Raw genomic sequence first — 25,133 nt, forward strand, 5'->3', positions numbered from 1 at the left:
ATCGGTATCCGAGCCGTCCCCGGCATGCTGCATCCACCATGACTGTTCTTCTCCGCGAGGACTTGCGGCTCAGCCCCGTCGGCCTCGGCACCACCATGTCGGTCTTCAGCCCGGCTGCCGAACCCGTCAGCCCGCACGAGGCACTCGCGCTCCTGCGGCACGCCGTCGACATCGGTGTCACCTTCCTCGACACCGCCGATGTGTACGGTAACGGCGCGAACGAGGAACTCGTCGGCCGGCTGCTGGCCGACCGGCGCGCCGAAGTGACGGTGGCGACGAAGTTCGGCATCACCGGCGATCTCCAGGGGACCAGGTGCGCCCGCGGCGACCGGTCCTATGTGGCGCGCTGCGCCGAAGCCAGCCTCAGGCGGCTGGGCACCGACACCATCGACCTGTACTACCTGCACCGTGTGGACCCGAACGTGCCGATCGAGGAGACCGTCGGCGCGATGGCCGAACTCGTCACCGCCGGGAAGGTGCGCCACCTGGGTCTGTGCGAAGTCACCGCGGCCGAACTGCGTCGTGCCCACGCCGTCCACCCGATAGCGGCCGTGCAGTCCGAGTGGAGCGTGTGGAGCCGCGACGTCGAGGCCACGGTGGTCCCGGCGGCGGCCGAGCTCGGCGCCGGGTTCGTACCGTACTCGCCGCTCGGCCGCGGCATGCTCGCCGGCACGGTCAGCGAGGACTCGCTGTCGGCCGACGACCTGCGACGGGCCTTGATGCCGCGCTACAGCGAGGACAACCTCGCGGTGAACGTCTCCGCGACCGGGACCATCGCCTCGGTCGCCGAGGAGACCGGACTGACCCAGGCGCAAGTCAGCCTTGCCTGGCTGAAGGCCAAGGGCCGGGAGTTCGGCCTGCCGGTGGTGCCGATCCCCGGCACCCGGCGACGGCGGTATCTGGCCGACAACCTCGCATCGGCCGGCGCCGTGCTCGGCGAGGACCACATCCGGCGACTGGACGCCGTGGCCGGGGCGGTGGCGGGGGCCCGGTCCCGGGACCCGCACTGGATCTCCGCCGGCCGCGGATGACGGACAACCCTTCGACGGACGGGAGACGAGGAGTTGAACGACACGCAGTCGGCCCCGCTGCACAGCGGCGCACGTACGGCGCTGACCAGAGCCATGGACGACATGGTCGCCGCCGGGGCCACCGGAGTCCTGGTACGGGTGCACGACCGGCTCGGCGTGTGGACCGCCACGGCGGGCGTCGCCCGACGCGGTCGGCCGGATCCCGTCCCCGAGGATGCCCGCTTCCGCATCGGCAGCGTCACCAAGACCTTCGTGGCGGCCGTCGTGCTGCTGCTCATGGCCGAGGGCGAGCTGGATCTCGACGATCCAGTCGACCGGTACCTTCCGCGCTTCGGCCTTGATGGCCGCATCACCATACGGATGCTCCTCACCCACGTCAGCGGCCTGTACAGCTACTCGGGGGAGAACGAGCGCGACAGCAAGGCGCAGACCGGGCTCTTCGCCACCAGCGGCGAGCTGTACGTACGGCAGCTTGCGACCTCCTACACCCCCGACGAGCTGGTCCGCTTCGCGCTGGACCGGCCCGCGTACTTCGCGCCCGGAGAGGGCTTCGCGTACTCCAACACCAACTACGTCCTGGTCGGACTGCTCATCGAGGAAATCACCGGAGAACCGTACGCACAGCAGGTGGACCGGCGGATCGTGCAGCCGCTGGGCCTGGCCGACACCACCGTGCCGGGGGGCGACATGGCCATCCCCGGCCCGCACGCCCACGGCTACCTCGGCTACCGGCACGACGGGCGGCCGATGGTGGCCGACGTCACGCACTCCAGCCCGTCCTGGTACGGGGCCGCCGGCGAGATCATCTCCAGCGCCCGGGACCTCGACGTGTTCCTCGCCGCGCTGCTCGACGGCCGGCTGCTGCCCCCGCCCGCGCTCGCCGAAGTCACCTCGTTCGTCCCGCCACCCCCCAGCCCCGGCGTCAGCCCTGGTCTGTTCCGCCGGGAGTTCGCCCCCGGCCGCACCGGTATCGGCCACTTCGGCAGCGTCCCCGGCTACCTCTGCAACGCCTACAGCACCGTCGACGGTGCGGCCCGGCTCGTGATGTCGGCCACCAAGGGCGCCGTCGACCGGTTCGACCCGGCCGCCTTCTCGGCGTTCCTGACCGCCATGGACCGCGCGCTCGTCGCCTGCTTCACGTCGCTGGTTCTGCCGTCGTGACCAAGGACGTGCGGTGGCTCGCCGGTCTTCCCGCACCGCAGGCCCGGTACTGGTTCGGCGAGAAGGAGAGCCCCGGATCACCGGACGCGATGGACTCCTTCACGTTCCGGATCACCGGCCCGGTCGACGAGGCGGCGCTGCGGGGGGCCCTGCGCACGGTCATCGGCCGGCACACCGCCCTGCGCACCCTCATCACCAGGCAGTCCCACCGGCTCCTCACCACGGTCGTGGAACCTGACGCCGTGGGCGAGGTGCTGGAGGTCCGCCACGCCGCGCCGCCTGAGCACGAGGAGGCTCTGCGCGCGTTCGCCCACCGCCCCTTCCACCTGGACCGCGACCTGCCGGTGCGGGCGCTGCTGGTGGCCTGCGGCACGACCGACGACGGGCCTTCACACCTCGTCGTCTGCGTGCACCACGTCGCGTTCGACGGATGGTCGGCGACGCTGTTCTTCTCCCAGCTCGGCGCCGCCTACCGCGCGTTGAGGCACGGCGAACTCCCGCCCGGCGATCCGCCCAGCCACTACGAGCGGATCTGGCGTGCGCAGAGCGAGGCGGAGACGGAACGGGACCGCAGCGACCTGATGGAGTGGGCCCAGGACCTCGTCGGCGTGCCTGACCTGCCGTTGCCGCTGAGCCCCGTGCCCGATTCACCCGGCGCCCTCGGCGAACAGCTGGTCGTTCTGTCGCCCCGCCACACCGGTCTGCTCGAAGTGGCCGCGAGGAACGCGGCCACCACGCCCAACGCCCTTCTGCTCACCGCCTGGGTGAGGGCCTTGCGCGCCCTCACCGGCGGTCGCGACTTTGCCGTCGGGCTGCCGGTCAGCGGGCGCACCTCGCTGGCGAGCATGACCGCGATCGGATGTTTTGTCTCGGTGGTGCCGTTGAGGTTCCGGGCCCCCGGACACGTCGAGGGCGACGTTGAGCGGGACGTCGAGCGGGACGTCGAGCGCGACCTCGGGCAAACCGTGGCGGGACTGGCCAAGGCCCTGCGCTTCCAATTCTCTCCGCTGGAAAGCATCGTCGGCGAAGCCGTCGCCCACGACGCACACCGCACACCGTTGTGCCAGGCGGCGTTCGTATCGCAGGAACAGACTGATCTCACCCTGCGCCTCGATGGCGCCGAGAGTGTGTACGTGCCTCGGCTCAAGCCGGAGTCCGCGTTCGAGGTGACGCTGGAGGTGTGGTTCGCCACCAGGACCACGGCGCGGATCAAACACCGCGTCGACGTCCTCGACCAGCGGCGCGCGGCGCGCCTCGCCGGCCTGTGGCGCGCGGAAGTGGACACGGTTGTGAAGGTGTGTGCCGACTCGCCGCGATGACTCGCGTCCGCCGGTACCACTGCGCCGCCGCGGCGACCAGTCGTGGCCTGCGGCTGTCATCGCGCACCGGGGCGAAAATTCCGTTACCAGACTGCGGCGCCGTCTTCGCCTGCTTCCGGGATCCGCCGCTGACACCAACCGACGCACGTCACGGGATGGCCGATCAGTGCGCGATGTCAACGATGTCCGTCATACCTCGGTACCACCGATTACGTGACAGGGCTTGATTCATGACGCTCCCGCCTTTCCTGTATATCCCGGAGCCATTCAGTGAAACGAACTCCTCGGGTACGCAACCGGATCTGCACACAAGAAGGCCGATACTGAACCCCAAGGCAATGATCTGGCAAGGAAATGGTGTAGAAATACAAATGCAACTGCGAGCCGACGGGCGGTGCCGGCCGCGACAAGTACCGAGACTTTGCCGGATTGTTCCCGATTCTTCTGACCCAAGCGCACTGTTCGCAACGCACAGGTGACGGACCGTTGCCCTCCCCGGGCCGCAGACCGGCTCGTCGGCCGTCCGGTGCGGGGAAGCTATCGGGCCATATGTGAATACCGCCTTGTGTGCTTGAGACACCTAGTTTTTAATGGTGATCGCGAGCAATTATCGAACGTGCATGGCCGAATCGCACCGCTGTCTATGGCATTTGAACTCGTCATGGATGACCAGTAGCGGGAAGCTTGGCAACAGGGGAGATCTGTTCGGTATGTGGCAGTATAAAGATGTGGCGGCTGACCGGTGCGCCGCAGACGGCAACGGGAGTGAATCGGACCGTCATCGGGTAAACCGCGGCACCGGAAGAGCGGACGCGTCATCGTTGATGATTTCGGTGCTCAGTCCCTTGAGTCTCACCGTCGGGGGCGTCGACGTCACGCCGACAGCTCCGAAACTGCGGACGATCATCGCCTATCTGGCGCTCCGTAGCAACAGGGTGGTGGCGATCGAGTCGCTGATCAGCGAACTCTGGGGGCAGGAGCCGCCGGTGAGCGCCACGGCGACCCTGCAGACGTACATGTACCAGTTGCGGCAGATCCTCACCCAGAACGGCCTCAACGGCAAGGAAATCCTCCTCACCAAGCCGATCGGCTACGAACTGCGGCTCAGGTCGACAGAACTGGACCTGGACATTTTTCGTAACCTGGTGGAGCAGGCCCGGGAGCATCTTCAGGAAGGAGCCGACGAATCCGCACTCGCGATCGTCACCAAGGCACTCGATATGTGCCCGGCGGCACCGCTGAACGATGTGATCGGAGGTGAGATAATCGCTTCCTACATAGGCCAGATCGGTGAATCCGTGCTGCAGGCCGTGGAACTGGGGATCGAGGCCAAGCTGCGGCTCGGATATCATCAGGAACTCGTCGCGGAACTGAAACTGCTGTGTGCCGAGCACCCGTATCACGAGAACCTGCACGCGAAACTCATGATAAGCCTGCAGAGAATGGGCAGGCGCTCCGAGGCGCTGGTCGTCTACCAGATGATCCGGAGGAACCTGCAAGACGAACTCGGCATCGACCCCTCAGCCAGTCTGCAGGAACTCCAGAACAAGATTCTGAACGCTGACTCCAGCACCGTCAGCGAAATCGAGTCATCGTGGCAGGCGCGGGAGACGATCTCCCCGGCACAACTGCCCGGCAACATCGCGGAATTCACTGGACGGGCTGCCGAGATAGAGCAGCTGGACCGTATCCTGACGACGAACCAGAACACCCTGGCGCCGACCGTCGTGACCCTGACGGGCAGCCCGGGGACGGGGAAGTCCGCGCTCGCGGTCCGTGTCTGCCACGAAATCAGGGACCGTTTCTGTGACGGCCAGCTCTACGCCGACCTGGGCGGCGGCACCGTCGAGCCGTACCAGGTGCTCGGCCGTTTCCTGCGCGGTGCCGGGTTCAAGGGCGAGGAGATCCCGGCCGACCTCGACGAGCGTTCCCAGCTGTTCCGGAGCTGGACCGGGCAGCACGAGGTCCTCATCCTGCTGGACAACGCCGCCTCCCGCGTCCAGGTACGCCCGCTGCTGACGTCGCGACCGGGCAGTACGGTCCTCATCACCGGAACGCAGCTGGCCATCGGCGGCTTAGAGGGGTCGCGGTCGTTCCGGCTGGACGTCCCCGCGCTGGACGAGTGCGTGGCGATCCTGGGCTCGATGGTCGGCGCGGAACGCATGGCGGGCGAGGAGGACGTCGCCCACGACATCGCCCGGCTGTGCGACCAGCTTCCGGTGGCGCTGCGCATCGTGGCCGCAAAAATCGCCACCGGCGCATACACCTCGCTGACGGCAGCCGCCCAGCGGCTGACCGACCCCGAGGCCCGGCTGGAGGAACTCCGCTTCGGGGAATGGGACATCCGCGACACCTACGCCGCCGGGTACCGCCTGCTCGACGGCCAGGGACGCAAGGCCCTGACCATGATGGCGGTCTCCGAGCTCACCTCCATGACGTCGGTGCGGATCGCCGAACTGTGCGGCTGGGACCGCCTCCACGCCGAACGCGTCCTCACCCAGCTGAAAGATCTGCGGTTTCTGCGCTCGGTCGCCGCCGGCATCGGACCGGGCAGCTACGTCATGCCTCCGCTGGTCCACTCCTTCATGGATGCCCTGATGAACGGCGAACTCGCCATGATGCGCGCGGTCGGAACCTGAACCGGCGAAAAGATACTCGCGCCGGGCCCGGAGCACCGCACAGGGGAGAAAACTTTCGGCGAAGGCCGTATGTAGTCCACTACACGGTCCGGGGGCCGGCGGAATGACTGCTGACGAACCGAGCACGCAAGGCGAGGAGCGCAGGGGAACCTATGAAGCGGAAACGACCGCAGCTCGGCGGCATCGCAACCGCATTCCTCGCTCTTTGCCGATCGGCGGTTCTCAGGCCTTGAGCGCGTTCGGCGTCCGCGTGATACCGGCGCTCACGGCCCCCGGCATCTTGATCGGGGCGTTCACGGCGCGAGCACGATTCACTGGCGCAAACCGGATGTGGTGGTGGGCCCCCAATTCGTCGAAATCGCCGCGGCCATGGTTCTGACATCGGCTTTCCTGCTCCCGTGCGACGACGCCGGGATCATGCTGTTCGTGACCACCGGCCCGGTCTCGAAGAAGCTCGTCCCCACCGACCATCCCAACAGTCACAGACACGCCAACTCCCGCTCCGCGCGGGACACCTAGCGACGGAAGAGTCACAGAGCCGATGGCCGATCTCATTCAACTCGCCCGACTCCGCTTCGACGACTGGGACCGGGTCGGAAGGAAAGCCGCGGTACTCGGCGAGGCACGCCACGCCGGTTTCCGCGTGCCCGACGGGTTCGCGGTGCCCTGGCAGGTTCTCGCGGACGTACTCGACGGCGTCGGCGACGACCCGCGCGCCGCCGTGCAGCGCATCCGCACCGCCCCCCTCCCATCGGCGCTGCGCGAGGAGCTGTCGGCGGCGCTCGACGCACTCGGCGGCGTGCCCGTCGCGGTCCGGTCGTCCGGAGTCGAGGAGGATCTGGCGGGACGGTCGTTCGCCGGACAATACGACTCGGTACTCAAGGTGGTCGGCGTCGACGCCGTGATCAAGGCGCTCCGGCAGTGCTGGGCCTCGGCGTTCTCCGACCACCTCGCCGCCTACCGAAGCGGCGTGGGCACCCCCGCACCGGTCGGCGTCCTCATCCAGGCCATGGTCCCCGCCACCGCGGCGGGAGTGGCCTTCAGCGCGAACCCGGTCACCGGCGACCGCGACGAGACTCTGGTGAGCGCCGTGACAGGTCTCGGCGACCGGCTGATGGCGGGCGAGAGCGACGCCGACGAGTGGTCCGTCCGGGACGGCACGGCCCGACTGGTGTCCGGTCCCGGCAAGGCCATCACCGCGGCGCAGGCAGGCGAGGCGGCCCAGCTCGCCGACCGGGTCGCCGAGCAGTTCGGCACGCCCCAGGACGTGGAATGGGCGTTCAGCGACGGCACGTTGTGGCTCTTGCAGGCCCGGCCCATCACCACGCTCGCGGACGATCCGGCGCCCCCCGCCGTGGAGGTGCCGCCGGGTTTCCACGTCAGGGACCCGAGGTCCCCGGCCCCGAGGCCCCGCCTGGAGGCCACCGTGTACCTGCCCGTGCTGTCGGCGTCCGCGCGGCACCTGTTCGCCTTCACCACGAGAGTCGCGCTGACCGCGACGGAGATCGGCGGCTGGGTGTACCTCAACTCCGGTCCCGCGGAGGCCGGGAGCACGCGGCGCATCGCCGAACAGGTCGCGGAAGGCGAGCCGCTCGCCCTCGTCGAACGCTGGGAGTCCGAGTGGAAACCGGCCTACGCTGCGCGCATCGGGCAGTTACGCCAACGCGACATCCGGGCCCTGACCGAGCCGGCGCTGGCCGCCCACACCGAGGAGGTCGCCGCGTTCTTCGCGGAATTCCACGACGTCTACTTCCGGCTCGCCGGAGCCGCCATGTTCCTCAGTGCACAACTGGGCCTGCTGGCCCAGCGGTACCTCGACTGGCCGCCGGGCGACCTGCTGCCCCTGCGCGGCGGGCTGGCCGGCGCACATATGGGCGCCGTCATCGGACTGGGTGACCTGGCCAGGCAGGCCGCCGACGACCCCGTCCTGCGTGCGGAGCTGGAACGCGACACGACGGGCGCCCTCGAACGCCTTCACTCGCTCAACCCGCACTTCGCCGAGGCGTTCGAGACGTACCTCGACGAGCACGGCCACCGCAGCCCCGGCTTCGACCTCACCGAGCCGACGTTCGCCGAACGGCCCGCCGTGGTACTCGCCATGGTGAGCGCGCAACTCGACGAACACTTCGACCCCGAGGAGCGCCGCGCCGCCCTGGCCCGCCGTGTCCACCCGCTCCGCGCCGAGCTGGAACGCCGGCTCGCCTCCCGGCCGGCCACCGAACGCCACGCCTTCGCCGCGGCGCTCGCCGCCGCCGAGCTCAGCGCGCCCATCCGCGACGAGAAGTCCCATCTGGCCGTCTCCGCCTGGGCGTTGCTGCGCTACGCCGCCCTGGAGATCGGTGCCCGCCTGGCCGCCGCGGGACGGCTGGACCGGCAGGAGGACGTCTTCCACGTCCCGCTCCAGCAGGCCCTGGCCGCACTCGGCAACTCGGCCGACCTCCACCAGGAGGTACGGCTCGGCCGGACACGGCACCAGTGGGCCCTCGCCCACCCCGGGCCGCGCTTCTACGGCACCCCGACCGCCGGACCCGCCCAGGACCCGGACCCGGACCCGTCCGAACTCCCCGCAGGCGTCCGGCACGTGAGGGACGTGGCCCGCTGGACGACCCGCCAGATGCAGACGGCACCGCCGCAGACACCACAGACGGACGGACTCGGCGGACTCGGCGGGCTCGGCGCCTCCGCCGGCCGGACCACCGGCCTTGCCCGCATCGTCCGCGGCCCGGGCGACTTCGGCCGGGTGCGCAAGGGTGACGTGCTCGTCTGCCCCGAGACCACCGCGCAGTGGGCGGTGCTCTTCCCCAGCCTCGCGGGCCTCGTCGCCGACGGCGGCAGCCTGCTGTCCCATCCGGCGATCCTCGCCCGCGAGTACGGGATCCCGGCAGTGGTCGCCACGGGCAACGCCACCGCCGTCCTGCGCGACGGGGACCTGGTCGAGGTGGACGGAACCGCCGGCACCGTTCGGCTGAACGCCTTCCTCACCGCCCGGCGCACCGAGCAGCGCCATGGCTGATGGCGCAGCCGGGCCCGGCTGCGGGCGGGTGCCGTCACCGAGCGCGTGCAGGAGAGCAAAATCGCCGACCGCGTCGACACGTTCGACCTCTGGAGGATGAGATGCACGTACTGGTAGCCGGTGCCGGCGTGGGAGGGCTGTGCCTCGCGCAGGGGCTGCGCAAACGAGGGATCGGAGTCGTGGTCCTGGAACGGGACGTCGCCCCGGACGCCCGGGCGCAGGGCCTCCGGCTCAAGATAGACGCACACGGCCGGGCCGCGCTCGCGGACTGCCTGGACGAGGACTACTACCAGCTGGTCACCGCGACGGCGAACAAGCCTTACCAGTCCCGCGGCGTGACGCTGGACGAGAACCTCAACGAACTGCACTCCGCCGTCCCCGCCCGGCCCGTGGACGAGGCGACGGCGAGCATCGTCGTCAACCGCCACACGCTCCGCCAGATCCTGATGTCCGAGATGAGCGGCCACGTCTTCTTCGACAAGGAATTCGAGCGTTACGAGCTTGTCGACGACCGGGTCGTGGCCCACTGCCGGGACGGCAGCATCTGGTTCGCGGACGTTCTGGTGGGCGCTGACGGGATCAATTCGACGGTGCGCGGCCAACTCGTGCCGGACGCCGAGGTCATCGATACCGGGCTGTGGTCGATCTACGGCCAGTTGATGCTCGACGAGCAGAACCGCAAGTGGCTGCCGGACAACGTCTTCGGCGGCTCCCGGCCCGTCCTCGGCCCGCAGGGCCGCACCCTGGCACTCGGGTCCTTCCAGCCCCAGATGCCCATTGACGAGGCGATCGCCCAGTTCGCCCCGCCGGCCGAGGTCACCCCCGTCGACGACTACCTCAAGTGGAACCTCATCGCCCCCGCCGAGCAGTTCGGGGTCGACGCGGCGCAGTTCTTCGGCAGCTCCCCGGAATGGCTGCACGCGAAGGCCCGCGACATGACCGCTCAATGGAGCCCGATCGTGCAGCGGATGCTGGCCGAGTCACTCGCGGCGGTGACCTTCCCCCTGGCGATACAGGCCTGCCGGCCTGGGGCGACCTGGCCGGCCGGCCGGGTCACGCTGCTCGGCGACGCCATCCACGCCACCACCCCCGTGGGCGGGGTCGGCGCCAACGTCGCCCTGCGCGACGCCGCCGCCCTGGCGCGCAACCTCGCCGAGGTCGCGGACTTCCCTGACCTCGTCCAACCCGCCATCGCACAGTACGAAACCGCCATGCGGGAATACGGCTACCAAGCCGTCAGCGACTCCCTGGCCGGCGCCGAACGCATCCTGCGCAGCAAGCGCCTCCTCGACACCGGACGATCCGGCTGACCACCGCGCACCATCCCCCGGCGCAGACCGGCAGGCTCAAGGGAGCCGGAAGACGAGCTTGCCGGTCGTCGCCCCGGTGAGCATGGCGCGCATACCGCGGCCCACCTCACGGATGTCGAGTACGTCGGCCACCGCGGGCCGCACACCAGTGGCGACGAGGAACTCCATCAGGCCACGGAGGTCATCGGCCGTTCCCATGCCCGAGCCCAGTACCCGGATCTCCCGGAACACCAGGTTGCGCATGGCGTCCGCCGCGCTCCGCGGGAGCGTTCCGCCACCGGCCCGGTAGCCCGCGCAGACTATCGCCCCGTGCGGGTGTACGGCGGCCACGTCGTCCAGCCAGCCCATTCCGCTGACGGAGGCGTCCAGTACGGCGTCCACGGGCGCGGGGAGCAGGCGGGAGTCGGTGACGAAGACCTCCGCACCGAGCCCCGACGCCAGCTCCCGGTCGTCCGGTTCCCCGGCGACCCACACGTGCACGCCCGCCGCGCTCGCGAGCACGATCACCGCCGAGGCGATGGTGCCCAGCCGCCGACGGCCCCGGACCAGCACCGTCTGACCGGGCACGGCGCCCGCGGTGACGAACAGCATGCGGTACGCGGTCAGCCACGCGGTGGGCAGGCACGCCGCGTCGACGGCCGACAGTTCGGGCGGTTTCGGCAGCGCGTTGCGGCACGGCACCACCGCGAACTCCGCAAAGGTCCCCTCGTGCCGCTCGGAGAGCACGGTGCGCCCCGGGTCCACACTCTCCGGCCCCGTCCAGCCGGGGGACCCCACGGACGCGTGCACGACCACCTCGGTGCCGTCGTCGAGCACACCGCAGCCGTCGCTGCCCAGGATGACCGGATAGCGCTGCCCGGTGCCCGCACGGCCGCCGAGTACGTTGATCTCCCGCATGTTCAGCGACGTGGTGAGCATCCGGACGACCCTCCACCCCTCGGGCACCGGTTGCCGGGGATAGTCACCGACCACCGCGGCTCGCAGCGGGTCGGCGGAGTCGGGCCGGGAACAGTAGACCGCGAGCATGACGCTTCCAACCCCCCTTCCGTGCCGTGCCCTCAGGCGGCGGGCTTGCGGCCGACGACCAGGGTGTCGGCCGGACCGAGCGGAGCGACCCGCACGTCGCCGCAGCCCGCGGCCCCCAGCCACGCGGTGGCCTCGCCGGCCGTGTACTCGGAGCCCTCCTCGGTGACCAGCAGCATGTTGAGACTCACCAGGACGCGCGCCAGGTCGGTGGGTTCCTCGTCGAGCATCGCGTCATAGATCAGCAACGCGCCACCCGGCCTGACCGCCCGGTACGCCTTGGCGACGAGGAATTTTCGTTGTTCCACCGACCAGTTGTGCAGGACGTGGCCGAGGACCAGCACATCGGCTTCGGGCAACGGATCGGTGAAGAAGTCCCCGGTCCGGAAGTCGGCGCGGTCGGCGACGCCGAGCGCGGTGGCGTGCTCCGCGAACGACTCCGCAAGCTCCGGCAGGTCGAACACCGTGGCGCGCAAGGTGGAATGAAGCCTCAGTAACTGCCCCACGAGGTTGCCGCGGCAACCGCCTATGTCGGCGACGTGCCTGTGGGCGGCCCAGTCGAAGGCGCCTGCGAGGTGGCCCGCCACGAGCCCGTTGGCCGAGTCCATCATCCTCAGGTACTGCTCACGCTGATGCGGATCGCCCAGCATGGCCCGGAACGCCTCGGGTCCGGCGCCGGGCGTCTGCGGCTTGCCGGAGACCAAGGCCTCGGCGAGGTGCTGCCACGCCGGGTACAGCATCCGGTCGGCGCGCCGCAGGAACCCGCCCACGTAGTCCGCCCCGCCCGGCACCAAGGCCGCCGTGGCCGCGGCGCTGTTGGCGTAGCGGCCGTCCCGCCGCTCCAGAAGCCCCAGCACGACCAGCCCGTGCAGGAGGTCACGGGCGCCGCGAGGATGCAGCGGCAGCCCTTCCACCAGGTCCTCTGCTGTCGAGGGACCGTAACGGTGCAGGTGGGCGAAGACGCCGAGTTCCTCGGCGGCCAGCAGCAGTTTCGCGTGGCAGAACCCGTTCGCCAGGCGTTTGACCGCGGCGGAGGCAGCATCTGGCATGGACTCGGCGAGCTCGGTCATCGTCGAAACCTCACAGTCGGTGGGACACGGACACGGACACGGGTCGTCATCTCGTCAACTCGTCATCGGTGGATCGCCAGGGCGGCGGCGTTGGCCAGCACGGCGCACAGCGCCAGCACGGTGCGCACCAGATGCCAGTGCGCCCAGCGGGCCCGCGGATCGTCCCAGTCAGGGCCGACGCACAGCGGATCGGTGCTCTTGACCGTCCGGTTGATGGGCACGTTGGCCAGCTGGGACACCACACTCACCCCCGCCTGGGCGACGGCGCCGGCCGTGAACAGGACGACGCGGCCACCGTCGTCGGCCAGGACTGCCAGGGCGATGTCGACCCCGGTGGAGCAGATCACCAGCGGCGGCATGACATGGTCGTAGTGCTGTCCGACGAGCCGGTGCACACGGATGTACTGGTCCGCAGGCAGCCCCCGGAACGCGGGTACGACCCCCAGGGCCACCGCGACCAGCACGCCGGCCAGCACTCCGCTGGCGGCCAGCACGAACGCGCTCAGGACGGCCATCACAGACTCTCCTCCACCCACGTGCCCGCAGCGTTCCCGGGCGTCTCCCAGTCCGGGATCTGCAGCATCTCCAGGACGGCACAGCCGAAGTTCATGCCGACCCCCGCGCCGGACAGGACCACGCGGTCGCCGGCCCGCACCGCTCGCGTCTCCACGAGGTGGGTGAAGGCAGCCGCCTGATCGCCCGCGCCCATGTGGCCGACCTGGCGGCCCCATTCCCAGGTGGTGCGGTCCGCATCGAGGTCGCTGTTCCACCACCGGCCGTTGGGGAACACGTACCGGGCCACCTCGTCGGCCTTGACCTCCGCCTCGTCCAGCGCCTGCTTCAAGGCGCGCTGTTGCCCCGCGGTCAGCGCCGCCACGACAGCATCGCCGGTGGCCCCCGTCGCCAGGTACTCCCGGGTCCGCGCACGCAGGTCGACCGGTACGGTGCGGCCTGCGCGGGGCTCGCCCCAGGGACGGGTGCCCCGGTACGCGCCCTCGTGCGTGGAGTCACCGGACAACACGGTGGACAGCAGCCGGGCGACCGCCGTCGTGCCCGCACGCTCGCCCCGGGACAGGACCATCGCTGCGGCGCCGTCGCCCCGCGGCAGGCCGTTGTCGGACCGGTAGCGGTCGAACTCCGGCAGGCCGTACCGGTCCGCCGTGGTGACCAGCGCCGCCCTGGACTCAGAGCGTGCCGCCAGCCAGGACGCGGCCAGGTCGAGGGCGGCCAGGCCGCCGTTGGAGGCCTGCCGGATGTCCAGGGCCGTCGCGCTTCCGGCGACCGTACGCGCCTGGATGTACGACGCGGGGACCCAGTGGTCCCGCCCCTGGAAACCGACGCTCGCGTGCGCGACGAGGGCGAAGTCGCCCGTAGGGACGGCAGACCGTTCCACGGCCAGCCGGGCCGCCGCCACCGCCATGTCCGGCGGGTGGACGTCGTCCGCGACCCGGACGGCGTGGTACTCGTCCCGGGCCGCCTCCGCCGCGTCGTAGCGGCCTTCGGCGACCGCGTCCCAGACGTCTTCCCGGCGCCCGAGCCACGCCGCGCTGGCACTGACGTAGATGTCCTTCCACCACATGGCTCGCTGCCTTTCGTACCGGGGACTCACTGCGGATGGTTGGGGGGTACGCCCGTCAGGGGCGGGCAGGGCCGTCCACCGGGAGGAGCTGCTCGATGTGGCGGGCGACATCGCCGGGAACGGGCATGTCGAGGTGTTCGGCGTACAGGAGATCGGCGGCTTTGCGGTGGTCGGGCAGATCGGTGAGGAAGGCGTCCACGGTGGTGCGCAGAGCGGCGGCGTCGAGGCCCTGGGTGGAATGGTGCCGCCCGGCGCCGGTCTTCTCGATCTGCCGGGCGTTGACGGCGGCGTCGGGAGCCCAGGGCATGATGAGTTGGGGGGTGGCGGTGGTCATGGCGGTCATGGTGGTGCCCGCTCCGCCTTGGTGGATGACGGCGTCGCAGGAGGGCAGGAGAAGGTGCAGGGCGACGGGGCCGATGTGGGTGACGTTGCCGGGCAGGTCGGTGTAGAGGTGCCGCTGGGCGTCGCTGGTGGCGATCACGATCTCGACGTCGTGTCCGGCGAGGGCGCGTACGACGTGGGGGCCGAGGATGCCGTCGTGCCAGCCCAGGTCGAAGAGCGAGCCGCCCCAGGTGACGGCGATCCGTGGCCGGGCGGGTGGCGTGCGCAGGTGGGCGGGCAGCACGGCAGGGCCGTTGTAGGGCACGTACCGCATCGGTCGGCGCACCACGTCGTCGTGGGAGATCCGCAGCGACGGCGGGGACGGATCCAGTGTCACATCGCCGAACGACTTCGCCACGTCCTGGCCGAGCTGCCCGCCGAGCTGGTCGAACATGTCCGGGTTGCGCTGCACGATGGAGGCGGCGAAGTCGGTGGCCCACAACAGGCGTACCGCGGGCACGCCCAGATCGCGAGCGAGGCCGGGGCCGAGGTAGGCCATCGGCTCGTACACGACGACATCGGGCTTCCAGTGCTCGGCGAACCGGTAGGTGTCGACCGCCATCGCCGCCGCGCTCTCGGCGGGCGCCGCCGTCCAGGCGATGTCCCGCAGCCCGCGCTCGGCTGCCGAGGCATACCCCGCCTCGCCCTCGTCGCTGTCGTCCAGGCTCGCCGGGCGCTGCCTTCCGGGCACGATGACGCGGTTCTTCAGGTCGATGTCCTCGCCGACCGGCAGCGCGGGAAGCCCGGCCTCGGTGATGACCCCGGCGAACGAAGGTTGGCTGGCGACCATGACCTCGTGGCCCGCGGCGCGCAGCGCCCAGGCGAACGGCACCATGGGGTAGTAGTGCGACCTCCAGGCCCAGGTGATGAACAACGCACGCATCAGTCTGCCTCCTCAAGCCCCCAGGGCAGCCGGCGAGCACCGCCCGGCAGCCAGCTCTTCAAGCCGGGCGACCGCCTCGGCCGGTGCGGGTTGGTCCCGCATCTCCTCGCGCAGCGCCTGCGCACGGCTGCGGTACGCGGCACCCGTGAGGACCGCGTCGAGCCGCTTGGCCGTCTCGGCCTCGCCGAACTCCTCGGGCCGCAGCACGTCCCCGGCTCCCGCCGCCAGCACCCGCTCCGCCTGGAATATCTGGTCCGGAATCTGCGGGAGGAGCAGTTGCGGCACTCCGTGCACCGCGGCCGTCAGGGCGGTGCCGTTGCCGCCCTGGTGGATGATCGCGGCGCATTCGGGGAGCACCAGGTGCAGGGCGAGCGAGTCCACCACCCGCACCTGCTGCGGGACCTCCCCGAGACGGTCCGCGTCCTTGCCGACCAGGGCCATCACGACATCGACGTCCATCCCCGCCAGCGCCTTGACGAGCCGCGCCGGCATGAACGTGTCCGGTCCCGTGATACGGCTGGTCGACGTCCCCCACGTCACGCAGACCCGGGGCCGCGCGGGCGGGGTTCGCAACCAACGCGGAAGAACCGCAGGGCCGTTGTAGGGGACATAGCGCATGGCGACACGGCGCACGTCCGCGGGGATCTGCAGGCTCGGCGGGCACGGGTCGACGGTCGCGTGCCCGAGGACGTCCACCTCGCCCACCCCCAGCCGCGCGGCCATCGCCCTGATCAGATCCGGGACGACGTTCCGGGCCTGGTAGGTGACGTCGATGCCGTGCACGTGCCGGACCGCGGGCACCCCGAGCCACGCCGCGACGAGTGGGCCCGCGTACGTGGTCGGGTCGTACACCACCAGGTCGGGCCGCCAGGCACGGGCGAACACGGCGAGGTCGTCCAGCATCGCATCGGAGTACGCCGCGAAGGTCCCGAACACCTGCTGCACCCGGCGCAGCCGCTCGGGCGGCCAGTTCGCCATGGAGGACCCGGCGGTCGGCACCCGGGGAACGTCGGAGAACGTCATCCCCGCCATCTGCCGGCGCCGCACCTCGCCGTGGTCCAGATCCGGGCCGACGGGCACGGCGGTCGCACCCGAGTCGTTGATCACCCCGGTCAGCGCCGGCTGGCTCGCCACGCGGACCTCGTGGCCCGCCGCCTGGAGCGCCCAGACCAGCGGTGCGAGCGGCATGTAGTGCGAGGCCCAGGCCCAACTGGCGAACAGCACGCGCACGGCAGCACCTTCCTCTGATCGGGCCCTTCCCTGGACCGTGTCGGCCCGAGCCCTGATCCTGCGGCCCGCTGCTCGGGGATCGTTCGCGCCGCGGTGAAGCGCGCCTGGAACGGACGCGGCGCCGCCCTGCCGCATCGACCACGGCTCCGCCCGTCCTCCAGCGCGCGCGGTGAGGATGCCGCCACCCGACCAAGGAGTTCAGTCATGGAGCTGGGAGTCTTCCTGTCCCACGAGACCGCCTGCGACGTAGCGGAGGAGGCCGAGCGGCTGGGATACGGCATGGCCCTCGTACCGGAGGGGTTCCGCTCGGACGCTCCCACGGTGCTGGGTGCCGTGGCGGCGCGCACGCGGCGGATCGCACTGGCGTCAGGGGTGATGCAGGTGCCTGCCCGCACCCCCGTGCTGACCGCGCTCACCGCGGCCACGCTCGACAGCGTGTCCGGCGGGCGGTTCCGGCTCGGTCTCGGGGTGTCCAACCCCGATGTGTCCCTGGGCTGGTACGGCGTCCCGTTCCCCGAGCCGCTCAGTCGCCTGCGCGAGTACGTGACGGTGGTACGGATGGCACTGCGCGGCGAGCCGGTCCGCCACCGCGGCCGCCACTATCAGCTGCCGCCCGACGGGACCGACGAGGCGGCCCACCTTGTCGCCGCACCCGTCCGCGCCGACCTTCCCCTCTATCTGGCCGGCGTCCGCCCCGGCAGTCTGCGACTGGCCGCCGAACTCGCGGACGGCTGGGTCGGCGTCTTCAGTTCGCCTGGGCGCATCGCAGAATCCCTGGAGCATGTGCGCAAGGTGCGGGGCACTCTGGACGGTTTCGAGGTCGTGCCCTCGGTCCCGGTCGCCATCGCCGACGACCCGGAACAGGCCGCCGACACCCTGCGCGGCTACTACGCGAACTTCATCGGCCTCGCCAGCAAGGAACGCGGTGTCTACTTCGCTCTCGCCACCGAGATGGGCTTCGGTGAAGCCGCCGAGGAGATCCACGCCCGCTGCGCGGCGGGCGACCGGGCGGGCGCGGCCAAGGCCGTTCCCTTCGCCTTCATGGACCGCACCGCCCTGATCGGCCCGGTGGCCCGCATCGCGCCACGGATCGCCCAGTACGCCGCGGCAGGCGTCACGACGCTGGGGCTGACCGTGCTCAGCCGCACACTGGCGGGGCAGCTTGCGGTGGTGCGGGCGGCGGCTGAGGCGATGGCGGGCGTGGGGGCCGTGGGCAGCGGCCCGGCCTGATCTGCGGTCGCGGAAACGGGCCTGGTGACGGCCCGGGGCGACGAAGCGGCGGGTGCGTGCGGGGGAGGCGCAGGGCGCTCCTGCGCACCCGCGGCACGGGACGTCCGCGCGGTCAGCCGAGCCAGACGCAGTCGTTCATGATGACGCGGTCCCGCATCTCGCCGAAGTTCCGCCAGGCCTGGACGCGGCGCGGCGTCAGGCACACGCTCACGGTGTCCGGCACGCGGCCGGGATCAAGCGGGAGACGGGCGTGGCGAGCCCGGACCGGGGCTGGGGCGTCAGCCGGATCGGTCAGTTCCACGGTGCCGTCGATCAGCACCACGTCGGTCGCCGAACCGAACGCTGCCCGGACCCTGGCGTCGGCCGCCAGGTTGCGGCCGGTGCGGCCCGACCGCCGGGTGAGCATGGTGATCACACCGCCGTCGAAGACGTAGGAGAGCGGGACCACGTGCGGGCGGGGCCCCTCGCTGGCCAGCCAGAGGTGCCGTTCCTCCGCCAGCAGCCGCTCGGTGTCGGCGCGGCGTTGCGCGATCGACCTCGGGGCGGGAAGACCGGTGGCGCCGGGGGGACCGGGGGGACCGGCCGGCGCGTGCCGCGCCGCCGGGGAGGTTGCTTCGGACGGGGACATAGGACCTCCGCTGTGTTGGCCGGCCGAGCCGGGGGCACCGTCTGGGCCGGGATAGGGGTGACGGCCGGGCCGCTACCAGGTCACGGGAATCTCGGTGAATCCCTCCAGCAACGCCCCCTCCTGCCTCTTCAACTCCTCGGCCGGTACCGCCAGCCGCAGGTTCGGGAAACGGGTCAGGAGAGCCTGTGTGGCGATGCGGAGCTCCGCTCGGGCGAGAGAGGCGCCGATGCAGAAGTGGGGGCCGAGGCTGAAGGTGAGGTGAGGGTTGTCGGAGCGGGTGATGTCGAAGGTCCGGGGATCGAAGAAGCGGTCAGGGTCCTGGTTGGCGCAGTCAGCCGCAGGGATGATGCTCGTGCCCTTCTTGATCACGCAGTCTTCGAGCTCGATGTCGTCGGTCGCGTACCGCAGCATCGACACGGAGGAGCCGACGAGCTTCCAGCGCAGCAGCTCCTCGATCGCGTTCGGCAGGAGCGCCGGATCCGCACGCAGCAGCCGCAGCTGCTCGGGGTGGCTGAGCAGCATGGCGACGCCGCCGCCGAGTTGCGTCGCGGTCGTCTCGTATCCGACGAGGAGCAGGAGCCGGCACCACCACTGCAGTTCGTACTCGCTCAGCCGCCCCTCGTCGTCATGGGCCCGGACCATCGCACTGACCAGGTCGTCGCCGGGGTGCGCGCGGCGGTGGGAGATGTGCTCGGCGATGTAGCGGCTCATCTCCGTCATCGCCGCCCGGATCTCCTCGCGCGGGAAGTGGCTGACGGACAGGAACGCCGACGTCCAGTGCCGAAACAGCGCCACGTCCTCGTCGGGGACGCCGAGCAGGCTGCAGATGACGCGCACCGGCAGGGGGAAGGCGAGCGCCTCGTTGAGGTCGACAGGGCCGCCCGAGCGTTCCATCGCGTCGAGGAGTTCGTCGGTCACGGCATGGATCCGCGGTTCCAGCCGCTGTACCCGGGCCGCGCTGAACGCCGACGCGACCAGGTTGCGCACCCGCGTGTGCTCGGGCGGGTCCGGGTTGATGCGCGGATCCTGAAACATGCTGTTGTGCCGGCTGATGCGGGCCGCGTCCGGCCGGTCCAGATTGCGGCTGAGGCGGTCGTCGGTGAGCACCTGCCGCACGTCCTGGTACCGGGTCAGCAGGACCGCCTCGTCGCCGCTCGGCAGTACGACGGGCACCAGCGGCTCGTCGTGGATCCCGGCGAGACGCTCCGGGATGCCCAGCGCCGTGGGGCGCGGGAAGGGATAGGGGCAGCGTTCAGCCATGGCAGGGCCTTTCCGGGTACGGGCTCACCAGGTCACGGGGACTTCTTGGAAGCCCTGGGTGAAGGCGTCCTCGACGCGCACCAGGCGGTCCGCCGGCACGCCGAGCCGCAGGTTCGGGAAGCGGTGCAGCAAGGAGGCGAGGGCCACCTGCAGTTCAGCCCGGGCGAGCGCGGCGCCGACGCAGAAATGCCGGCCGACGCTGAAGGTCAGTTGCGGTGCGTCCCCGGAGCGGGTGACGTCGAATCGGGCGGGGCAGCCGAAGGCGGACGGGTCGTGGTTGGCGACCTCCAGGGCGGTGATGATGCTGGAGCCGCGCGGGACGGTGACACCGCCGACCTCGATGTCGTCGGTGACGTACCGCAGCATCGACAGGGAGGTGCCCACCACCTGGCAGCGCAGCAGTTCCTCGACGGCGCCGGGCAGCAGCCCCGGGTCCTGGGTGAGCTTGGCGAGCTGGTCGGGGTGGGCCGTCAGCATGACCAGCGCGCTGCACAGCTGGTTCGCGCTGGTCTCGTACCCGGCCAGCAGCAGCATCGTGGACCACCAGTGCAGCTCGGTGGCGTCCAGGCGGCCGTCCTGCTCGTCGTGGACCTCGATCAGTGCGCTGATCAGGTCCTCGCCCGGGCTGGCGCGTTTTCGTTCGATGAGGTCCGTCATGTAGTCCCACGGAGGTGTCTGCTTCAGCGCGAACTGCTCACGCTCGTCGGCCGGCACGCCCAGCAGTTCGCAGATGACCTGGATGCTGAGCGGGAACGCGAAAGCCGTGGCGAAGTCCACGGGCCGGGGCCCCGCCTCCATCACGTCGAGCAGTCCGTCGGTCAGTTCCTGGATCCGCGGCCGCAGCCGCTCCACCCGGGACGCTGTGAACGCCTTGGAGATCAGGGACCGCATCCGGGTGTGCTCGGGCGGATCCATGGACACTTGGCTCTGGAAGGCCTTGACCTTACGGGTCGTCATTCTGGCGATGCCGGGCCGGTTCCTGTTCTTGCTGACCCGGGGGTCGGTCAGCAGCGCCCGGATGTCCTCGTACCGGGTGATGAGCAGCGCCTCGTCACCACTCGGCAGTACGACGGTGACGACGGGGTCGTCGTGGAGCCCCGTGAACTCCTTCGGCTGTTCGGACGCGGACGGCCACGCGAACGGATATGCAAGGGTCCTGCCGGTCACGCAACGTCCCTCCGACGCACGGATAAGTCGGCTTCACCCTGGGCCGTTGGCCTAGGGAGCCGGTCAAGTGCCGCTCGTACCCCCGCCGTCGCTCCAGGGACACCAACTTCGCTGGACCGAGAGTCGACTAACGCCCCCAAAGGTGGGCTGATCCTCGCGGAGGAACCAGGAAAGGACCGTTGGCATGCCACATCGGACGCTCATCGTCGCCCGGCTGGAGCCCGTTCACCGGCAGCGGGTGGCAGACCTGTTCGCCAGCTCCGACACCACCGACCTCCCCCATGACGTAGGCGTCAGCCGCCGCACGCTCTTCGGCTTCCACGATCTGTACTTTCACCTGATCGAGGCGGACCGCGACATCCGCCCCGGTCTGGAAAAGGCGCGATCGACCAAAGGGTTCCAGGACCTCAACTCCGAACTGGCCCAACTGGTACGACCGTACGACCCGGGCTGGCGCGAGCCACGCGACGCGATGGCGCAGTCCTTCTACGAGTGGTCGGCCGGAGGGGCGTCGTGAGGGCCGACCGCCACGTGGGGATCGGGATGTCGTGATGGGCGGACGCAAGGCGGTCATCACCGGCCTCGGGGTCGTCTCGCCGGGTGCCCTGGGCGTCAGCGCGTACTGGGATCTGCTGACGGCGGGCCGTACCACGACCCGGCCTATCTCCCTGTTCGACGCCTCCGGGTTCCGCTCCCGAGTCGCGGCCGAGTGCGACTTCGACCCGGTCGCCGCCGGGCTGGACCCCGACCGGGCCGCCCGCCTCGACCGGGTGACGCAGTTCGCGCTGGTCGCCGCGCGCGAGGCGATGGCCGACAGCGGCCTCGTCCCTGGCGAGCCGGCACCCGAGCGGGTCGGCGTCGTCGTCGGGAGCGCCGTCGGCTGCACCATGCGGCTGGAGGAGAACTACCTCCGGGTGAGCGACCACGGCCGCTTGTGGCAGGTCGACCAGCGCCAGGCCGTACCCGAGCTCTACGACTACCTCGTGCCCAGTTCGATCGCCGCCGAGGTGGCGCTGGAGCATGGCGCCCAGGGCCAGGTCGAGTGCGTGTCCACCGGCTGCACGTCGGGCCTGGACGCGGTGGGAACGGCCGCACAGCTCATCGAGGACGGCATCGCGGACGTCGTGATCGCGGGCGCCTCGGAGGCTCCCCTCTCGCCGATCACCTCGGCCTGCTTCGACGCCATCAAGGCCACCACCGCCCGCAACGACGATCCGGAGCACGCCTGTCGCCCCTTCGACCACACCCGCGACGGGTTCGTGCTGGGGGAGGGCGCGGCCGTGCTGATCCTGGAGGAGGCGGGGGCCGCCCGGCGCCGCGGCGCGCACGCGTACGGCAGCGTGCTCGGCTTCGCCCACCGCAGCAACGCCTACCACATGACGGGGCTGCGGCCGGACGGCCGGGAGCTCGGCGAGGCCATCCGGGTGGCGCTCGACCTGGCCCACGTGGACCCGGCCGATGTGGGCTACGTCAATGCCCACGGGTCCGGAACCCGGCAGAACGACCGGCACGAGACGGCAGCCTTCAAGCGCAGCCTGGGCACGCACGCCTACAAGGTGCCGGTGAGCTCCATCAAGTCGATGATCGGGCACTCCCTGGGCGCCATCGGGGCGTTGGAGGCCGCAGCGTGCGCGCTCGTCCTGCAACACCAGGTGGTGCCGCCCACGGCCAACCTCACGGAGCCGGATCCCGAGTGCGACCTGGACTACGTGCCGCGGGTGGCACGTGAACACCCCACCGACGTGGTCCTCAGCGTCGGCAGCGGATTCGGCGGCTTCCAGACCGCGCTGGTACTGGGCCGCCCCGAAGCGGCGGAGGCTGCGTGATGCGACCCTGTGCGGTGACCGGGATCGGCGTGGTCGCGCCCAACGGCATCGGCCACGAGGCCTACTGGGAACAGCTGTTGAACGGCAAGAGCGGCATCGAGCCCATCCCGGACGGCGTGGCCGGCGTGGTCTCCGGCTTCGAGGCGGCGCAGTACATGCCCGCGCAGCTGATCGTACGGACCGACCGGTGGACGCAGTTGGGCCTTGCTGCAACCGCCCTGGCCCTCCAGGACTCCGGCACCGATCTGGCTGCCGTCCCCGAGTACGAGATCGCAGTGGTCACCGGCAGCTCCTCCGGAGGCAACGAGTTCGGCCAGCGCGAGATCGGGAAGCTGTGGACCGCAGGCCCCGCCGGCGTCAGTGCCTACCAGTCCATCGCCTGGTTCTACGCGGCGACCACCGGCCAGGTGTCGATCCGCCACGGAGCGCGGGGCCCCTGCCGCGTCGTGGTGACCGAACAGGCCTCCGGACTGGACGCGTTGGCGCAAGCGGGACGGGTGCTGCAGCGAGGCGCGCGGGTCGTGCTCGCCGGCGGTACGGAGGCCCCGCTGTCCCCGTACGCCCTGGCCTGCCAGCGGGTAGACGGCCGCATCTCCCCCCACACGGACCCCGAGCGGGCGTTCCGCCCCTTCGACCGGCACGCCGACGGGCACGTCCCCGGCGAGGGTGGGGCCATGTTCGTCGTCGAGGACAGCCCCTCAACCGGCCGCCGGCCCTACGGATACCTCGCGGGCCACGCGGCGACCTTCGACCCCAGGCCCGGCAGCGGCGGCCGGCCGGGACTGCGCCGGGCGATCGAACTGGCCCTGGAGCGTGCGGCGCTGACCCCTGCGGACATCGACGCGGTCTTCGCCGACGGCGCCGCCGTGCCCGAACTCGACCAACGGGAGGCGGCGGCGATCGAGGCGGTCTTCGGCCCGTACAGCGTGCCCGTCACCGTGCCCAAGACCATGGTCGGCCGGCTGTACGCCGGAGGCGGCGCCCTCGACATCGCCACCGCGCTGCTGGCCCTGCGCGACGGCGTGATCCCGCCCACGACCGGGGCCCCCGACCTGCCCGAGCACTACCGGATCGAGCTCGTGCTGGACCGGCCGCGCCCCGCCGCCCTGCGGGCCGTGCTGGTCCTGGCACGCGGCCGCGGGGGCCACAACTCGGCCGTCGTGCTCACCGGCGAACAGCGATGAGTGGAGGAAGCAATGTCAACGGACAACGGAACCACCCGGGTGACCGGGTTCACCTTCGACGACCTGCGGGGCGTGCTGCGCAAAGCCGCGGGCGACTTTGATGCCGTCGACGGCGACATCTTCGACGTGACCTTCGCGGAACTGGGCTTCGACTCGCTCATCATGCTGGAGATCACCGCGGTGCTCGAATCCGAGCACCGGGTGAACGACCCCGACGACGTCATCGAGATCACGCGCACGCCCCGCGAGGTCGTCGCCCTGGTCAACGGCGCCTCCAGCGCGGGCCACGTCGACAACAGCGTCGTCATCGACGCCCCCTACGAACTGGTCTGGGAGCTGACCAACGACGTACCGTCCTGGCCGGAGCTGTTCAGCGAATACGCCTCGGCCGAAGTCCTCGAACGCGACGGCGACACCGTCACCTTCCGGCTGACGACGGTGCCCGACGAGAACGGTACCCAGTGGAGCTGGGTCTCCGAGCGGCGCATGGACAAGGAGAGGGGCACGGTCCGGGCACACCGCGTGGAACGCGGCCCCTTCGCCTACATGGAGATCTTCTGGGAGTACCGCACGACCCCGCAGGGCGTGCACATGCGGTGGGTGCAGGACTTCCACCTGAACCCGCAGGCCCCGCTCGACGACGCGGCCATGGAGGAGCGGATGAACCGCAACACCCTCATCCAGATGGAACGGATCAAGGAACTCGTCGAGCAGCGCGCCAGGCGGCCTGAATGAGCACCGTACTGGCCCCTCTCGCGCTCCTCACCAACGGCATCGCGGCGGGGATCATGACCGCGACCGTCATCGGCATCGTGCCGCTGATGCTGACTCTGCCCTATGAGCGGTACGTGCAGACGGTGCACTTCCTGTGGCCCCGTTTCGACCCCGTCATGCCGCTGACCAACGGCCTGACCGTGCTGATGGACCTGCTCCTCGCGCTCACGGCAGGGGACGGCCTCGCCCAGGCGGGATTCGCCACCGCGGGCGCACTGCTGCTGTGCGTGATGGGCATCTCCGTCACCAAGAACGTCCCCGTCAACCGGTACGTCAAGTCCCTCAGCCCCGCCGCGCAACCCCCCGACTGGGCCGCGACCGATCCGCGGCGCAGGTGGCGGGCCTGGAACACCACCCGCACATCGATCGCGCTGCTCGCCTTCGCGACCAACATCGTGGCCACCGTCCGGCTCGGCTGAGCCCCC

General features: G+C 70.7%; 22 protein-coding genes and 1 pseudogene. 14 read left to right on the forward strand and 9 right to left on the reverse strand.

The window, feature by feature from the left end; translation table 11 throughout:
* The first annotated feature begins 38 nt into the window (after positions 1-38).
* The 7 genes from AB0B40_RS26635 (at position 39) to AB0B40_RS26665 (ending at position 10,473) form a co-directional block, all read left to right on the forward strand.
* Positions 39-1,031: an aldo/keto reductase gene (locus AB0B40_RS26635; protein ID WP_345058166.1), complete on the forward strand. Its 993-nt coding sequence runs from the start codon at positions 39-41 to the stop codon at positions 1,029-1,031.
* A 33-nt stretch (positions 1,032-1,064) separates the two neighbouring features.
* The gene (locus AB0B40_RS26640) at positions 1,065-2,192 is read left to right on the forward strand and encodes a serine hydrolase domain-containing protein (RefSeq protein WP_345058164.1); all 1,128 of its coding nucleotides are present in this window, start codon (positions 1,065-1,067) and stop codon (positions 2,190-2,192) included.
* Positions 2,189-3,511, forward strand: coding sequence for a condensation domain-containing protein (locus AB0B40_RS26645; RefSeq protein ID WP_362265944.1), 1,323 nt, complete (start codon positions 2,189-2,191; stop codon positions 3,509-3,511). Before AB0B40_RS26640 ends, AB0B40_RS26645 begins: the two co-directional genes overlap by 4 nt.
* Positions 3,512-4,131: 620 nt before the next feature.
* Positions 4,132-6,150: a BTAD domain-containing putative transcriptional regulator gene (locus AB0B40_RS26650; RefSeq protein WP_345058160.1), complete on the forward strand. Its 2,019-nt coding sequence runs from the start codon at positions 4,132-4,134 to the stop codon at positions 6,148-6,150.
* A gap of 369 nt (positions 6,151-6,519) precedes the next feature.
* Positions 6,520-6,669 (forward strand): hypothetical protein, encoded by a 150-nt coding sequence (locus AB0B40_RS26655; RefSeq protein ID WP_345058158.1) that lies wholly within the window; start codon positions 6,520-6,522, stop codon positions 6,667-6,669.
* A gap of 22 nt (positions 6,670-6,691) precedes the next feature.
* Positions 6,692-9,163 carry a PEP/pyruvate-binding domain-containing protein gene (locus AB0B40_RS26660; RefSeq protein ID WP_362265946.1) on the forward strand — a complete coding sequence of 824 codons (2,472 nt, stop codon included), beginning with the start codon at positions 6,692-6,694 and terminating at the stop codon, positions 9,161-9,163.
* Positions 9,164-9,264: 101 nt separating this feature from the next.
* Positions 9,265-10,473, forward strand: coding sequence for an NAD(P)/FAD-dependent oxidoreductase (locus tag AB0B40_RS26665; protein ID WP_345058154.1), 1,209 nt, complete (start codon positions 9,265-9,267; stop codon positions 10,471-10,473).
* A 36-nt stretch (positions 10,474-10,509) separates the two neighbouring features.
* Here the strand turns inward: AB0B40_RS26665 and AB0B40_RS26670 are convergent, their stop codons facing one another.
* The 6 genes from AB0B40_RS26670 to AB0B40_RS26695 all read right to left on the reverse strand — a co-directional run bounded on the left by AB0B40_RS26670 (position 10,510) and on the right by AB0B40_RS26695 (position 16,639).
* Positions 10,510-11,499 carry a medium chain dehydrogenase/reductase family protein gene (locus tag AB0B40_RS26670; RefSeq protein WP_362265948.1) on the reverse strand — a complete coding sequence of 330 codons (990 nt, stop codon included), beginning with the start codon at positions 11,497-11,499 and terminating at the stop codon, positions 10,510-10,512.
* Positions 11,500-11,531: 32 nt separating this feature from the next.
* Entirely contained in the window at positions 11,532-12,566 is a 1,035-nt protein-coding gene (locus AB0B40_RS26675; RefSeq protein ID WP_362265950.1) for a methyltransferase, read from the reverse strand.
* Between the two features lie 62 nt (positions 12,567-12,628).
* Positions 12,629-13,081, reverse strand: a complete 453-nt coding sequence (locus AB0B40_RS26680) for a DUF1772 domain-containing protein (RefSeq protein ID WP_362265952.1) — start codon at positions 13,079-13,081, stop codon at positions 12,629-12,631.
* The gene (locus AB0B40_RS26685; RefSeq protein ID WP_345058146.1) at positions 13,081-14,145 is read right to left on the reverse strand and encodes a ketoacyl-ACP synthase III family protein; all 1,065 of its coding nucleotides are present in this window, start codon (positions 14,143-14,145) and stop codon (positions 13,081-13,083) included. The genes AB0B40_RS26680 and AB0B40_RS26685 overlap by 1 nt, the downstream gene beginning before the upstream one ends.
* Positions 14,146-14,200: 55 nt before the next feature.
* A complete protein-coding gene (locus AB0B40_RS26690) occupies positions 14,201-15,409 on the reverse strand; it encodes a nucleotide disphospho-sugar-binding domain-containing protein (protein WP_345058144.1) in 1,209 nt (402 codons plus the stop codon).
* 12 nt (positions 15,410-15,421) lie between these two features.
* The gene (locus tag AB0B40_RS26695; RefSeq protein ID WP_345058142.1) at positions 15,422-16,639 is read right to left on the reverse strand and encodes a nucleotide disphospho-sugar-binding domain-containing protein; all 1,218 of its coding nucleotides are present in this window, start codon (positions 16,637-16,639) and stop codon (positions 15,422-15,424) included.
* A 204-nt stretch (positions 16,640-16,843) separates the two neighbouring features.
* Here AB0B40_RS26695 and AB0B40_RS26700 point away from each other — a divergent pair, with 204 nt between their 5' ends.
* Positions 16,844-17,869, forward strand: a complete 1,026-nt coding sequence (locus AB0B40_RS26700; RefSeq protein WP_362265954.1) for an LLM class flavin-dependent oxidoreductase — start codon at positions 16,844-16,846, stop codon at positions 17,867-17,869.
* A 112-nt stretch (positions 17,870-17,981) separates the two neighbouring features.
* On the opposite strand, the gene AB0B40_RS26705 is transcribed toward AB0B40_RS26700, so the two are convergent.
* The 3 genes from AB0B40_RS26705 to AB0B40_RS26715 all read right to left on the reverse strand — a co-directional run bounded on the left by AB0B40_RS26705 (position 17,982) and on the right by AB0B40_RS26715 (position 20,924).
* Positions 17,982-18,497, reverse strand: coding sequence for a pyridoxamine 5'-phosphate oxidase family protein (locus AB0B40_RS26705; protein ID WP_362265955.1), 516 nt, complete (start codon positions 18,495-18,497; stop codon positions 17,982-17,984).
* A gap of 72 nt (positions 18,498-18,569) precedes the next feature.
* The gene (locus AB0B40_RS26710; protein WP_362265957.1) at positions 18,570-19,757 is read right to left on the reverse strand and encodes a cytochrome P450; all 1,188 of its coding nucleotides are present in this window, start codon (positions 19,755-19,757) and stop codon (positions 18,570-18,572) included.
* Between the two features lie 24 nt (positions 19,758-19,781).
* Positions 19,782-20,924 (reverse strand): cytochrome P450, encoded by a 1,143-nt coding sequence (locus tag AB0B40_RS26715; RefSeq protein WP_362265959.1) that lies wholly within the window; start codon positions 20,922-20,924, stop codon positions 19,782-19,784.
* Positions 20,925-21,108: 184 nt separating this feature from the next.
* On the opposite strand from AB0B40_RS26715, the gene AB0B40_RS26720 reads away from it, so the two are divergent.
* The 6 genes and pseudogenes from AB0B40_RS26720 (at position 21,109) to AB0B40_RS26745 (ending at position 25,127) form a co-directional block, all read left to right on the forward strand.
* The gene (locus AB0B40_RS26720; RefSeq protein ID WP_362265961.1) at positions 21,109-21,441 is read left to right on the forward strand and encodes a TcmI family type II polyketide cyclase; all 333 of its coding nucleotides are present in this window, start codon (positions 21,109-21,111) and stop codon (positions 21,439-21,441) included.
* A gap of 34 nt (positions 21,442-21,475) precedes the next feature.
* Positions 21,476-22,750, forward strand: coding sequence for a beta-ketoacyl-[acyl-carrier-protein] synthase family protein (locus tag AB0B40_RS26725; RefSeq protein ID WP_345058130.1), 1,275 nt, complete (start codon positions 21,476-21,478; stop codon positions 22,748-22,750).
* Positions 22,750-23,934 (forward strand): ketosynthase chain-length factor, encoded by a 1,185-nt coding sequence (locus tag AB0B40_RS26730; RefSeq protein WP_362265998.1) that lies wholly within the window; start codon positions 22,750-22,752, stop codon positions 23,932-23,934. The genes AB0B40_RS26725 and AB0B40_RS26730 overlap by 1 nt, the downstream gene beginning before the upstream one ends.
* A 12-nt stretch (positions 23,935-23,946) precedes the next feature.
* A pseudogene (locus AB0B40_RS26735) lies at positions 23,947-24,186 on the forward strand (phosphopantetheine-binding protein); the annotation flags it as partial.
* A 6-nt stretch (positions 24,187-24,192) separates the two neighbouring features.
* Entirely contained in the window at positions 24,193-24,669 is a 477-nt protein-coding gene (locus AB0B40_RS26740) for an SRPBCC family protein (RefSeq protein ID WP_345058270.1), read from the forward strand.
* Positions 24,666-25,127: a DUF1772 domain-containing protein gene (locus AB0B40_RS26745; protein WP_345058126.1), complete on the forward strand. Its 462-nt coding sequence runs from the start codon at positions 24,666-24,668 to the stop codon at positions 25,125-25,127. The genes AB0B40_RS26740 and AB0B40_RS26745 overlap by 4 nt, the downstream gene beginning before the upstream one ends.
* Positions 25,128-25,133 lie beyond the last annotated feature (6 nt).

This window comes from Streptomyces sp. NPDC042638 (assembly GCF_040647235.1).
In the GTDB taxonomy this organism is placed as follows: domain Bacteria; phylum Actinomycetota; class Actinomycetes; order Streptomycetales; family Streptomycetaceae; genus Streptomyces; species Streptomyces rameus.

Excerpts from the sequence above, each read along its gene's own strand:
- AB0B40_RS26725 (WP_345058130.1), top strand. The coding sequence starts at position 21,476 with ATGGGCGGACGCAAGGCGGTCATCACCGGCCTCGGGGTCGTCTCGCCG.
- AB0B40_RS26665 (WP_345058154.1), top strand. The coding sequence starts at position 9,265 with ATGCACGTACTGGTAGCCGGTGCCGGCGTGGGAGGGCTGTGCCTCGCG.
- AB0B40_RS26670 (WP_362265948.1), bottom strand. The coding sequence starts at position 11,499 with ATGCTCGCGGTCTACTGTTCCCGGCCCGACTCCGCCGACCCGCTGCGA.
- AB0B40_RS26675 (WP_362265950.1), bottom strand. The coding sequence starts at position 12,566 with ATGACCGAGCTCGCCGAGTCCATGCCAGATGCTGCCTCCGCCGCGGTC.
- AB0B40_RS26650 (WP_345058160.1), top strand. The coding sequence starts at position 4,132 with ATGGCCGAATCGCACCGCTGTCTATGGCATTTGAACTCGTCATGGATG.
- AB0B40_RS26705 (WP_362265955.1), bottom strand. The coding sequence starts at position 18,497 with ATGTCCCCGTCCGAAGCAACCTCCCCGGCGGCGCGGCACGCGCCGGCC.
- AB0B40_RS26655 (WP_345058158.1), top strand. The coding sequence starts at position 6,520 with ATGGTTCTGACATCGGCTTTCCTGCTCCCGTGCGACGACGCCGGGATC.
- AB0B40_RS26690 (WP_345058144.1), bottom strand. The coding sequence starts at position 15,409 with ATGCGTGCGTTGTTCATCACCTGGGCCTGGAGGTCGCACTACTACCCC.
- AB0B40_RS26660 (WP_362265946.1), top strand. The coding sequence starts at position 6,692 with ATGGCCGATCTCATTCAACTCGCCCGACTCCGCTTCGACGACTGGGAC.
- AB0B40_RS26635 (WP_345058166.1), top strand. The coding sequence starts at position 39 with ATGACTGTTCTTCTCCGCGAGGACTTGCGGCTCAGCCCCGTCGGCCTC.
- AB0B40_RS26720 (WP_362265961.1), top strand. The coding sequence starts at position 21,109 with ATGCCACATCGGACGCTCATCGTCGCCCGGCTGGAGCCCGTTCACCGG.
- AB0B40_RS26685 (WP_345058146.1), bottom strand. The coding sequence starts at position 14,145 with ATGTGGTGGAAGGACATCTACGTCAGTGCCAGCGCGGCGTGGCTCGGG.
- AB0B40_RS26700 (WP_362265954.1), top strand. The coding sequence starts at position 16,844 with ATGGAGCTGGGAGTCTTCCTGTCCCACGAGACCGCCTGCGACGTAGCG.
- AB0B40_RS26745 (WP_345058126.1), top strand. The coding sequence starts at position 24,666 with ATGAGCACCGTACTGGCCCCTCTCGCGCTCCTCACCAACGGCATCGCG.
- AB0B40_RS26680 (WP_362265952.1), bottom strand. The coding sequence starts at position 13,081 with ATGGCCGTCCTGAGCGCGTTCGTGCTGGCCGCCAGCGGAGTGCTGGCC.
- AB0B40_RS26730 (WP_362265998.1), top strand. The coding sequence starts at position 22,750 with ATGCGACCCTGTGCGGTGACCGGGATCGGCGTGGTCGCGCCCAACGGC.
- AB0B40_RS26710 (WP_362265957.1), bottom strand. The coding sequence starts at position 19,757 with ATGGCTGAACGCTGCCCCTATCCCTTCCCGCGCCCCACGGCGCTGGGC.